Here is a 12055-nt window from a genome sequence, read left to right as displayed (position 1 = left end):
GTTTTCAAAGACCATCATTTTCTTTGGCTGTTTAGGCCGGAGTTGTATCTTAGCATTTCCAACTTGCGTTGTCAATAACTAATTTCAAACCTTTCGATCAAGTTGCACAAAGTATTAACTTCCTGTTTTATGACCGTTTAGATTCTGCCAACTTTTTGGCCGGATGCACATCTTAGCATTTTCAACTCTTGTTGTCAATAACTAATTTGTATTGTTTCGATTGAAAGGTTCGAAGGTTTTACCCCCGTAGCTATTCAGTCATTGTGCGTCGTTTTGGCGCTTTGTTAGAATACATCCTTTAGCTTGTTCTGTCAACTATTATTTTTAATGTTGTTGTTATTTGATCATATAACCTCGATCATATAAGCCACATACAGCATAAGGTATCTGTAGCTAATGTAAGGCCAAAGCTCATTATTGTAACTTTATCTAACTCTTAACCAAAAAATATAACGCTAATATAATTCCTAATATAATTCTATACCAACCGAACACCTTAAAGTCATGCTTTTGGATATATCCTACCAAAAATTTAATTGATAAAATTGATACTATATAAGCAACTATCATACCCGTTAATAAAATCAAAATTTCACTATTTGTAAACACAAAACCAAATTTTAATATTTTTATCAAGCTTGCACCAAACATAATAGGAATAGCTAAAAAGAATGTAAATTCTGCTGCAACCGTTCTAGAAGTGCCTATTAATATAGCACCAAGTATTGTAGCGCCTGAACGAGATGTGCCGGGGATTAATGCTAAAACTTGAAATACTCCTATGAGCATTGCAGTTTTATAGGTAATTTGCGAAAGATTATTGATCCTTGGCCTTAAATTCTTGTTTCGGCTCTCGATTACGATAAACAATATTCCATACAGAATTAAAGTGACCGCAACAGTCTGATAGTTATAGAACTGTGCATCAATTTGATCGTCATACAAAAGTCCAATGATTGCCGCTGGGATACAGGCTGTAAGAATTTTCAACCACAGTACTAAAGTATCTTTTTTTACCGCTAACTTCTTTTGAAAAGACACAGGGACCAACTTGTTCCAGTACAAAACTACAACAGAGATGATTGCACCAAGCTGAATAACAACGAAAAACATTTCTTTAAACGCTTCACTCATATTGAGCTGTATAAACTGGTCAACTAAAATCATATGCCCAGTACTACTGATAGGTAACCACTCAGTGACTCCCTCGACAATCCCAAGAATAACTGCCTTCATGATCTCAATTAATAACATTGCTCTGATCTCTCCTTATTCAATACCTTGTTTCTTAAAGTTCACTATGCATAGCGAATTTCGGATAAGATTGCATTTTTCTTTGCTTCCCAGTTTATCTATGTTCAGCTTTAGCTAACGAGTTCACTCAAGCTTTATCGATGATACTATATCAAGCTTTGAGGATTTTAAGGCCGGAATTATCGATGCCATAAGCATTAGGGTTACACCTGCCAGGACATAAATTATATATGAACTAAAAGGGAAATGTATGTCCTTAGAATTGTTTGTTCCGGCCAAGATAACGATCATTAAGGTTCCCGCCATAACCCCTAGTAATCCGCCTATCGCTCCCCCTGTAATTGCTTCAATAAAAATCATCTTGACAGTTTGAACCTTGCTCATTCCCATAGATCGAAATACGGCAAGGGAACGCTTACGTACGAGAAAGCTTATCAGGAGATTGTTCAGGACTCCAAAAACTCCGATGATGATTGCTAAAACTGAAAAGCCCGACATAAGTAAAGTGACTTGTTGATTGGAACTCATGTATTCTTCCTGAAGTTCGTTTTTTGTGACCAGGTAGGGCTTAAGTCTTATAAATTCCGTTTCAATTTTCTTCAGCACATCCTTCGGATTTTGAGACGTCTTTATAAAAATATCAGAATAATACTTGAGTTGCATATCTGCTTTTAAAAATCTTTGAGATACTAAGCCAATGTTTTTATTCGTAGCAAAATCATCAAAAAAGCCAATCACCGTATAATCTTTTTCGCCGCTTTTCATTTTGAGTTTGATCAGATCTCCTTCATTCAAATTAAGCTTTTCCTTCAAAGTGTTGGTTATTAATATATTACGTCCTTCATCAAGTCGTTCAAATTCAGCTTGAATATCCCCGTCCATATTGATGTTCCAGAAATTTAAAATCTTGTTTTTATCTACCCCTTTTATGCGAGATATCCTATCATTTTTATCGGCGATTTCTACTCTGTAAGCTTCATAATCCCCATAGACTTCTTTCACTCCATCAATACTAAGCAACCTGTTCTCGATATTTCTATCCGCTTTGTTCGTATACATTTCAATATCATATGAAACATTTTTAAACTGATCTGTTATGCTTATGACATTATCATAACTGGCGGTATTGATCAAAAGTAAGCAGGCTATACCTATAGCGAGCATCGATATGTTATTAATGATATTTTGATTCTCGCGCAAATTCTTGGCGGCAAGAATCCCTATGTTCCCAAAAACAAAGACATATAACGTTTCAAAGACTCTGACAAAAGCTGAAGTAAGATTAGGTACAAGCATTACGATGGCAGTAAGGGTCATTAGCATTCCTACGCTGCCCAAAATAGGCCTTAAGTTGTCCGAATCTATGAGGGAAGAAATAAACGCAATGACCATAAAAACTATCCCAAGTATGGTCCAAAGCCTTCTTTGTTTTGCATTTTTTTGCACAGAGTTTAAAACAATATCCTTGATCGGAATTTTTGATACTTTTAAGATAGGAATGATGGAGCTTACGAAGCAAAGAATTATGGCCATTAAAAAAGCCATTACAAAATTAACTCCTGAAAATTGAACTGTAGCATTAAATTCCATTCCCTCAGAGCCATTGACCATTTTGCTTAAGGCATAAGACATAAGATATAAGATTCCTACTCCTACACCACATCCCAAAAGCCCACCGACAATACCATATATAATACTTTCTCCTAATAATAAATAGTTTGTCATTCTTTTTGTAGCACCAATACTTCTAAAGGTCCCTATTATTGGTAGCTTTTCTGTCGTAATAACTTTGAATGAGGAGTAAATAATGAATATGCTCATAAAAAAAACGATGGATGACAGCATGAGAAATACTGCGGATATCATCATGGTTTCCTGCTTTATTTCTTCAAGAGGAAAAAGTTCAAATACCTTGTAATTGTTATAGTCATCGGACAACAGCTCAATCATTTCCTGTTTGTCTTCAGGCTTAAGCAGCTTGATATAGATAGACCCTACCTTGCCTCGCGCATTGTTGTAATTACTCAAAAAGTCCCTGGGTACTATGGCAGAAGCTGATTTTGTATTCCCCTTAAATAATCCTGTTGAGGAAGCTATTCCACATATTGTAAACCTCTGTCTGGATGTAGTCCCACCTTGTCCAAATTCCAGATCCAGGCTGTCTCCGGCCTTCAACTGATACTTCTCTGCGGCTGATTCTCCAATAATGATTTTTCTGCCTTCAAAAGGATATAGATTATACTGCTGCTTAATTGTAAATGGGTTCATTTTTTGAACGTCTTCGATAGATGCTCCTGTCATGTTAATACTGATTTCTTCATTCCTGTTTGGTTTATAAACTGCGTTTTCCTGAAGCTCCCCAATAATGTATTCCGCACGATTTTTATATAACTCCGCTTTATCCATATAGAAATACGGGGAGGAGGATTTTTCGCTTGGGGTGATTATAATATCCGCATTTCCAATTGAATCTCGAATCCCTTTAATAATCATTTGTTCTAGACTTCCGGAAATAGCAATTGAAGCGAAAAACACTCCCGAGGAAAGCACGATTGCCAAGATTATCAGAAATGAACGTAACTTTTTTTCACAAATACCTTTAACTATGAACTTGGTGATTATGCCCATTTCATCACTCCTAAAGTTTCCCTGTTGTAACTGTCAAATTATACGCTAACTCTTCTTTAACGTTTTCAAAGTTTATTTTGACATCAACATTAAACTCTGGAAGCAAAAAGCTGTCTGGATTTTCAATCGATATCCGAACAGGTATTATGGTCTCATTGTTCTTCAGAACCGCTTTGTCAGCAATGAACAAAACTTTCCCTTGGTAATTCCGTGATTTATCTGCTTGAGGGATTATTGTAACTTCCGCTCCTATCTTAACATCCTTGATAAATTCTTCAGCTACATTTGCCTCTACCACTAAACGGTCCTTATTCAGGATACTCAAAAGTTTTTTCTCCGGGTCAGTAATTGTATCCCCTTGAACGCAACCAATTTCGGATACCACCCCATTTGGAACATCTGTCAGAATATCATTGCGGCTTATGTAGCTTTTGTTCATTTTTTCCTGCATAGCTTTGATATCAAGCTCCAGGGAGGTAACTCTGGGACTTTTCAGATCTATTGATGTTTTAAGCTGATCAAGCTCATCTTGAATTTTCTTCCGGGTGGTTTCCTCGGAAAAAACAGCATCTTGGACAGATTTTTTCTTTTCATTGACAGTTTCCTTAAACCCATTAAGCTCACTTTGGGACATTGCGCCAGCATTATAAAGTGCTTCTCTAGCTGTTAAATCCTCTTGAGCTCTATTCAATAAATCCTCGGCATGTTTCTTATCATTTATATATTTCATGATCTCAGGGTCAGAGTTATTTTCCAGCCTGCTCTTTTCCACCTCATAATCCTTATTTAAACCCGCTAATTCTATTTGCAAAGTCCCTAAATCAAGTTCCTTGTTACGGATTTCTGTTAGATAGTTTTGAGAGTCTATGCTAAGTAAAACATCTCCCTGTTTTACACTTTGCCCTTCAATAACATTAATCTTAGTAACTTGTGCCAAAAAATCGATCGTTATATTTTTCACCTCTGTTGACTTAACCGTACCAAAAGCTTCTATTACCTGCTTTGTTTCAACTTGGGTAACATTTTCATCGTTAGTTTTATCAGTTTCTTTACTGCACCCTGATATAATTAATAAGAATATCCCGATAAGTCCTATAAATAATACCTTTTTCATAATTGACATACCTTCCCGTCTTTTAAGTTAATGATTCTTTGGCCGTAATCTGCGGCCTCCTTTGAGTGGGTTACCTGGACAATAGTTCTTCCTTTTTCCATATTAATTGTTTTTAGAAGTTCCATAACCTCAGTTCCGGTTTTCGAGTCAAGATTTCCTATGGGTTCATCTGCTAAAATAATCTCAGGCTCATTAATTAGTGCTCTGGCAATTGCCACTCTTTGTTGCTGACCCCCTGATAATTCTTTTGGAGTATGGTTTCTTCTATCAGATAAACCTACTATATCTAAAATCTGTTTTAGCTTATCTTTATAGTTCTTAATTTTTTTCCCGTCCAGCAGAACAGGAAGTAAAATGTTTTCTTCAACGCTTAAATTAGGTATGAGATTGTAAAATTGGAATACAAAACCTATTTCTCTTCTCCGCATCGAGCTTTCATCTTTATCCTTCATCTTGGAAATCTCTTGACCATTTACCCTAATGCAGCCCGAGGTTGGTTTATCAAGCCCACCAATTAAATATAAAAGAGTACTTTTACCTGAACCGGATGGTCCCATAATCGAAACAAACTCTCCCTTGTGAATATGTACATTAATATCCTTCAAAACTTCTACTTCTACAGTCCCTAACTTATATGCCTTCCATAAATCTACTGTTTCGATAACTAAATCCATTATACACCTCAACTATTCTAAAATTGGCAATAGCAAATACACCTATTTTTAGCCTAGAGCGCAATAAGAGTTACTAACTAGTCTTATATTATTTAGACGCAGAATTCTGATTTCATACTTCATTTTCGCTTGAACTCTTAAGCTTTTCTTATTTAGGATAAATTGAATATCACTAAAACAAAAATTCTCACAGCTTTCCTAGATATATTCTAGACTAAGCCTATTGACTTTCTCTAAACAGTTTATTAACAAATTATTAACTATTTATAACGTTGAGAAGAATTATCCCTAATTAACACTGCTTAGGTGCATCTAAACCAAACTCTGAATAAATTCTCTATTCATCTCTTGACTCTCCTGTTAGGGGAGCATTTATATTTGAAATCAGCAAAGATAATGTGTAAGGGGAGATCATTGTGTATCGAATAGGAACGTTTTCGAAGATCAACAAAGTCACTATCAAAACTCTAAGGTATTATGACGAAATTGGCTTGCTTAAACCTGCTTTTGTGGATGAAGAGAACAGCTATCGGTATTACACCTCAGATCAGTTGCCCTTATTACACAAAATCATCGCACTTCGGCAGATAGGCTTTTCGATCGATGAAATTTCAGCTATACAGCAAGGTCAAAATAGCATCAAAATTTTCGAACAAAGAGAACAAGAGCTGAAAGCAAGCATCGACGAAAGTCAGCGGCAACTAGGTCAAATAACGCATTATCTTGCAAAAATGAAGGAGGATTTTAATATGAATTATGAAGTTGTGTCGAAAGAATTGCCGGAAGTTATTGTCTTTTCTAGACGTATGGTAATACCTGACTATAACTACTACTTCGAGATCATTCCCAAGATTGGCGAAGAGGTTAAAAAATCGAATCCAGAGATAAAATGCACTGTTCCAGAGTATTGTTTCATAATTTACCATGACGGCGAGTATAAAGAGAAAAATATTGATGTTGAATTCTGCGAGGCTGTAACTTCTTGGGGAAAAGACACCAAAACAATTAAGTTCAAAAAAATTGAGAAAGTACCCAGCGCTGCCTGTGTTTATCACAAAGGTCCCTATAGCAGTATTGGTAATGCATATGCTCATCTGTATAAATGGATTGAAGAAAATGGTTTTCTAGCAAACGATAACCCAAGGGAATCATATATTGATGGAATTTGGAATAAAGAAGACGAAAATGATTGGCTTACGGAATTACAAGTTCCGATAATGAAAAAATAACCGGAGCTGAAATCCAACACATAGCAACATGCAAAAAGCCCCAGCAAAGCTGGGTTTTTTTGCATAACAACTTATAAGACTCATTTCTCTGTTAACATCCGTCTTTATCTAATGCTTGTACTGCCGAATAAATCCGCAGATAGTTACAATACAGTTTGTCATAAGCGGAGGCATTCTTTGCATTAGGCGAATACTCCTCTCCTTCCCTCAGAGAAAGGAATCTTTTAGAGAAGTCTGTATAGCTATTAGCCCAACCCAAGCGAACATAACCCGCCGCTGCTGCCCCCAAAGCCGGGAGAAATTCTGAATCCTTGGGAACAACCACGTTACAATGACATACATCCGCTATTATCTGGTTCCAAACACGACTTCTACTCCCGCCGCCGATCAAGGTGATTCGCCGAATTTCTTTTTCGCCCAAGAGAAGCTCCATGACTTGACGGATCGCCATGGCAACCCCTTCTAGAACAGCCGCACACATTTCTCCTCGCTTGGTTGTCGATTTAAGACCAATAAAAGATCCACTGGCATCCGGGTCTTGGATCGGACAGCGTTCACCATGCAAATAGGGTAAAAAAACAACCCTCCTAGTACTCGGGTCAGTATTGGCCATAATCTCTTCCAAATAAGCAAACCCCTCTTTGCCCTCCGATCGATTAGGGTCCCCAAACACGGACAACGCCCAGTGGTGAACATTTCCCGCATTGAGTAATGGAGCAATGGCAATCATTACATCTTTGGGCGCATGAGCCAAATGGAATACTCCATTGCCAACCCGACTGACGGCAGCTGTAGGCAAGGCAACCCAGCCGGTTGTCCCCAAATAAGCATACATCTCCCCAATCTCGGTTACCCCTGCCCCCAACGTCGTTGCCCCAGCATCTCCAATTCCACATAACACCGGGGTTCCAATCTTGAATCCGGTCAATGAAGAAGCCTCTTCCATTACATAACCCGCAATTTCATCAGGACCTAATAGTTCGGGGAGATAGGATGTCACTAACCCAAACGAGTTAAGCCATGTGCTTAGCCATGATCGATCAAGTAAATTCATCATTCCTGCAGTGGCCGCTGAAGTAGGATCTGTGACACTTCGACCAGTCAATTGGCGGATGACATAGTCCTTAGCACTAATCAAGAAACACTCTGTTTTAGAAAAATAATCGGGCTCATTTTCTCGAAGCCAGACCATTTTTGGAAATGTCATCTGTCCATCGATATGGTTTCCAGTTTTTTGCCGAATCGCTTCTTCTCCAAAGCGCTCTAAGATTTGTTTAGCCTCTGACTCGGCGCGGGAATCCGAATAAAGAATCGCTCGTCTAACCGGATTACCCTTACCATCGATTGGGATGCAGTCCTCCATCTGTCCACTCAACGTAATTGCTTGAATTTTTTCCGCCGGGAACCCACTTTCCCACCAATCCTGAGCGATCTCTCTGACAGCTTGCCACCACTCTTCCGGCTCCTGCTCAACCCTGTTCCCTTCGTGGTAAGTATGAATAGGTTTTGTCATTTCCCCATGAATTACTCCGTCCTGAGAGACAAGAATTCCCTTGGCATTCGTTGTACCAATATCGAACGAGGCAATATACTGCATATAATCACCTCCTACGTTTATCCGAACTGACCGCCACTTATCTTCCCTTTCCCAAGTGAAATAAGTGGCGGTCAGCCCTTGGAATGTTTTTTTGTTCACTTTCTCCCAAGTTTTTGCAAGATCACCGCAGAAATCACAATGACTCCAGTTATAACATCCTGCATAAACGTTGGCACTTCAAGAATCGTTAGTCCATTCGCTAATATCCCTATGATGGCGGCACCTACAAAGGTCCCCCAGATATTCGGCACTCCTTCTTTAAACGTGGTCATTCCTAAAAAGGCTGCAGCATAAGCCGGTAAAAACAGGCCGTTTCCACCGGTGGGATGAGCCGAACCTAAGCGAGAAGCCATTAAGATCCCAGCTAAAGCAGCCAGAGCGGCACATATGGCAAAGGCCAAATTTTTATTGGCATGCACATTAATCCCCGCAATTCGCGAGGCTGCTTCATTCCCTCCCAACGCATACAAACGACGTCCAAAAGCAGTGTTTGCCATTACGAACCAAAATATAACCGTCAACAAAATCATCACAAATGAAAGTACAGGAATCCCAAGCCATTCTGACTGACCCAAATAGCGAAACGATTCTGGAATATTCTCGAAGATGGTGGTCCCTCCCGTAAACCAGAAAGTAAAACCTCCTAATATCGTTCCCATGGCCATAGTTGTAATAAACGACAACACTCTAAAACGAGTCACAATCCAACCGTTAATAAACCCTATGGCAAAAGCAACCCCTAAGGGGATGAGGAATACTGCCCAAAAAGGCAACCCCTGAACCGCCAATTTAGCAGAAAAAACCCCCCCAAAGCTGGCCATAGCACCTACGGAAAGGTCAAATTCCCCAATAGCCATCACCAAGGTAGCTCCTACAGCAATAATAACAAGAAAGGAAATTTGGCGACTGATATTAACCGCATTGTCCCAGGTTGCAAAAGAAGCGGGGCTTAAAACACTGAATCCGATTACAATTAAAATTGCCGCGATAACCGTTCCATACACGCGAAGTAGCTGAAGCCAATTTGGTTTACCCTTCTCCTTCAATTGAAGGCTCACTCTCCTTTCTTGGATAATAACAACACTGCAGTACAGATTCCTGTGTCAATCCCTTGGTCGCAAATTCCGTGATCGTTTCTCCGTCATGCATAATTACCAGACGATGAGCCACTTCTAACATTTCTTCCAAATCCGATGATACATACACAACTGCCCCACCTTGTTCGGCCTGATTTCTCAGTAAACGATGAATTTCACTGCGAGTCATCACATCGACGCCTTGGGTCGGTTCGTCACACAAGAACAATCCCGGACGGGACATTAAAGCTCTGGCAAAAACCACCTTTTGTTGATTTCCTCCACTCAGGGCTTGAACAGCTTGCCCTGCCCCATTAGCTTTTATTTTCAGTTCAGTAATACAGTCTTCCGTATCTCTAAGTTCTTTAGTATGAGCGATGATTCCTCTCGCCGTGTAATTTTTAAGAACAGGCAAGGTAATATTTTCACGAATAGACATATCCATGATCAAAGCCTGTCCTCGGCGATCCTCAGGAATAAGTACAATTCCTTCTTGCAAAGAAACCGCGGGGGAAGGTTTGGATAAATCCTTCCCGTTGATCGTTATTTCCCCCCTGCATTTCGGCCTAATTCCGTAGATCGCCTCTAGGAGTTCGGTCCGTCCCGCGCCTGCTAAGCCAAAAACACCCACTATTTCCCCCTTGCGAACGGAGAAGGCAGCTTCTTTTACTCTCTTGTCGACTGTTCTTAAACCTTTTACCTCCAAAACGAAGGGTTCCGAATTAACCTCTGCTTCTTTTTTCACGTCACTGGATAATATCTCTCGACCAGCCATGAGCTTGATCAAGCTGTCTTTGTTAACATCGTCCTTAATTACTGTCCCCGCCAGTTGACCATTACGAAGCACCGTGATTCGCTCAGCAAGCCGAAAAACTTCATCCAAACGATGGGAAACATAGATGATGGCGGTTCCCTGGGATTTTAGGCAAAAAAGCAAACGAAACAACATTTCAGTTTCCTGGTCAGTTAACGATGCCGTCGGCTCATCCAGAAAAAGAAGTTTGCATCCGATCCTTACTGCCCTCAGAATCTCCAATAAAGTACGTTCCGTTGGCGACATATCCTGAGCCTGTTTTTCCAAGGGAACCTCTATGCCTAATTGGACTTTTAGCTTTTCAGCTTCTTCACGCATTATGTCCCAGCGAATACCGAGCCACAATTTCCGTTTGGGATAATCGGCTCCAAGATATAGGTTTTCCAGACCCGTAAAATAAGGCACAAGATGACGATCTTGGTGAATGACGCTGATTCCCAAGTCACGGGCATTCCGCGGATTTCTTATGTCCACCTTTTCCCCTTGCCAGAAAATATCCCCTCCGTCAGGCTGATAAACTCCAGTTATTAACTTAATGAAGGTAGACTTTCCGGCACCATTTTCTCCAACCAGCGCGTGTATTTCACCCGCTTCAATAGTTAAAGATACGCCAGAAAGTGCATAGTTTTTGCCAAACGTCTTATCTAAGTTTCTCACCTGCAGTAGCGACATCCACTGATCACTTCCCTGCATTCTCTTTCGTTATCAACGTAGCGGGTGCATAAAGTTCCGTACCTTCTACCTGTTTGCCTTGGAAAACAAAATCTATCTGGTTGGCCACTATTTCAGCCATGCCAGGAAAATTCTGTTTGACCGTAGCAATCAATGGCGAACCTTTTTTAATCATATCAATCGCTTGGCTGGTCCCGTCTATGCCAACAACCACGATGTTTTTCCGTCCTGCTGCCTCAATGGCCTGGGAAGCTCCAATAGCAGGCTCATCCCAACCAGCCCAAACTGCTGTCAATGATTCTTCGGTTTTGTTGGCCAGCAATAAATTTTCCATCTGTTGACGAGCGCTTTCGATCGGTCCAGGAACTTGGACTTGTTGTTCTGTAACGATTTTGATCTCGGTTGTTTTCTGGAGAAGCACATCAAGCTCCTGAGTTCTTTTCAGCACTCCAGGATGTGGTCTGTGCGTGAGAACTACGAGGTTCCCTTTATTGTTCATCGTTGTAAAGAGATATTCTGTAATCATCTGGGCCATTGCTTGGTTGTCGCTGGTTGCATTCATAGTCATTCCTTCGATATAACCGGAATCACACCCAAAGACCGGAATCCCCTTTTCTTGTGCATTCTTAATTTGATCCTTCAATTGATTCGGATCTGTGCTCACAAGCACGATAGCATTTACTTTGCTCGAGATCAGATCCTCCATCCGGCTTGCCAGTTGAGCAAAGTCCCCTTTGGTATCTACGACATTAGCTTTCAAATCACGCTCAGCTACTTGGGTTTTCAAGTTTTCGACCATTTCATTTGTAGTAACGGACGATAAATAAGGAGTCAAAATTGCGACCGTCTTTTGTTCCTTCTCTGGTCCTTCAGGGGTTGTTGTAGGTTTTCCTCCACCACACCCTGTGAGGCTAAATGCCAGCGCCACCAGGATAAACAGAGATAATAATTTTTTCATACTCTTTGCCTTCTCTCTTTTCAATCAATTCCGAGACTA

Annotated in this window: 9 protein-coding genes; 1 reads left to right on the top strand and 8 read right to left on the bottom strand. The window is 40.0% G+C overall.

The genetic code is table 11. The features are described from left to right. Positions 1-429: 429 nt before the first annotated feature. The 4 genes from M8E35_RS20705 to M8E35_RS20690 form a co-directional block, all read right to left on the bottom strand. On the bottom strand, positions 430-1254 hold the full coding sequence (locus M8E35_RS20705; RefSeq protein ID WP_252471944.1) for an undecaprenyl-diphosphate phosphatase: 825 nt from the start codon (positions 1252-1254) through the stop codon (positions 430-432). 123 nt (positions 1255-1377) lie between these two features. Further along, complete coding sequence (locus M8E35_RS20700) at positions 1378-3882, bottom strand: ABC transporter permease (protein ID WP_252471942.1); 2505 nt, start codon at positions 3880-3882, stop codon at positions 1378-1380. 10 nt (positions 3883-3892) lie between these two features. Next, on the bottom strand, positions 3893-4996 hold the full coding sequence (locus M8E35_RS20695; RefSeq protein WP_252471940.1) for an HlyD family secretion protein: 1104 nt from the start codon (positions 4994-4996) through the stop codon (positions 3893-3895). Next, complete coding sequence (locus tag M8E35_RS20690) at positions 4993-5670, bottom strand: ABC transporter ATP-binding protein (protein ID WP_252471938.1); 678 nt, start codon at positions 5668-5670, stop codon at positions 4993-4995. The genes M8E35_RS20695 and M8E35_RS20690 overlap by 4 nt, the downstream gene beginning before the upstream one ends. Before the next feature lie 416 nt (positions 5671-6086). Between M8E35_RS20690 and M8E35_RS20685 the strand changes: the two genes are divergently transcribed. After that, on the top strand, positions 6087-6899 hold the full coding sequence (locus M8E35_RS20685) for a MerR family transcriptional regulator (protein ID WP_252471936.1): 813 nt from the start codon (positions 6087-6089) through the stop codon (positions 6897-6899). A 91-nt stretch (positions 6900-6990) separates the two neighbouring features. On the opposite strand, the gene M8E35_RS20680 is transcribed toward M8E35_RS20685, so the two are convergent. The 4 genes from M8E35_RS20680 to M8E35_RS20665 all read right to left on the bottom strand — a co-directional run bounded on the left by M8E35_RS20680 (position 6991) and on the right by M8E35_RS20665 (position 12016). Beyond that, entirely contained in the window at positions 6991-8496 is a 1506-nt protein-coding gene (locus M8E35_RS20680; protein ID WP_252471934.1) for a xylulokinase, read from the bottom strand. 95 nt (positions 8497-8591) lie between these two features. Beyond that, entirely contained in the window at positions 8592-9542 is a 951-nt protein-coding gene (locus M8E35_RS20675; RefSeq protein ID WP_252471932.1) for an ABC transporter permease, read from the bottom strand. After that, positions 9526-11058, bottom strand: a complete 1533-nt coding sequence (locus M8E35_RS20670; RefSeq protein ID WP_252471930.1) for a sugar ABC transporter ATP-binding protein — start codon at positions 11056-11058, stop codon at positions 9526-9528. The genes M8E35_RS20675 and M8E35_RS20670 overlap by 17 nt, the downstream gene beginning before the upstream one ends. A gap of 7 nt (positions 11059-11065) precedes the next feature. Then, positions 11066-12016, bottom strand: a complete 951-nt coding sequence (locus M8E35_RS20665; protein ID WP_252471928.1) for a sugar ABC transporter substrate-binding protein — start codon at positions 12014-12016, stop codon at positions 11066-11068. Positions 12017-12055: the final 39 nt, after the last annotated feature.

The organism is Desulfosporosinus nitroreducens, assembly GCF_023897015.1.
GTDB classification, from domain to species: domain Bacteria; phylum Bacillota; class Desulfitobacteriia; order Desulfitobacteriales; family Desulfitobacteriaceae; genus Desulfosporosinus; species Desulfosporosinus nitroreducens.
Note: the sequence above shows the minus strand (reverse complement) of the source record. Positions and strands in the feature narration are given on the sequence as shown.

Excerpts from the sequence above, each read along its gene's own strand:
- M8E35_RS20705 (WP_252471944.1), bottom strand. The coding sequence starts at position 1,254 with ATGTTATTAATTGAGATCATGAAGGCAGTTATTCTTGGGATTGTCGAG.
- M8E35_RS20700 (WP_252471942.1), bottom strand. The coding sequence starts at position 3,882 with ATGGGCATAATCACCAAGTTCATAGTTAAAGGTATTTGTGAAAAAAAG.
- M8E35_RS20695 (WP_252471940.1), bottom strand. The coding sequence starts at position 4,996 with ATGAAAAAGGTATTATTTATAGGACTTATCGGGATATTCTTATTAATT.
- M8E35_RS20690 (WP_252471938.1), bottom strand. The coding sequence starts at position 5,670 with ATGGATTTAGTTATCGAAACAGTAGATTTATGGAAGGCATATAAGTTA.
- M8E35_RS20680 (WP_252471934.1), bottom strand. The coding sequence starts at position 8,496 with ATGCAGTATATTGCCTCGTTCGATATTGGTACAACGAATGCCAAGGGA.
- M8E35_RS20670 (WP_252471930.1), bottom strand. The coding sequence starts at position 11,058 with ATGTCGCTACTGCAGGTGAGAAACTTAGATAAGACGTTTGGCAAAAAC.
- M8E35_RS20665 (WP_252471928.1), bottom strand. The coding sequence starts at position 12,016 with ATGAAAAAATTATTATCTCTGTTTATCCTGGTGGCGCTGGCATTTAGC.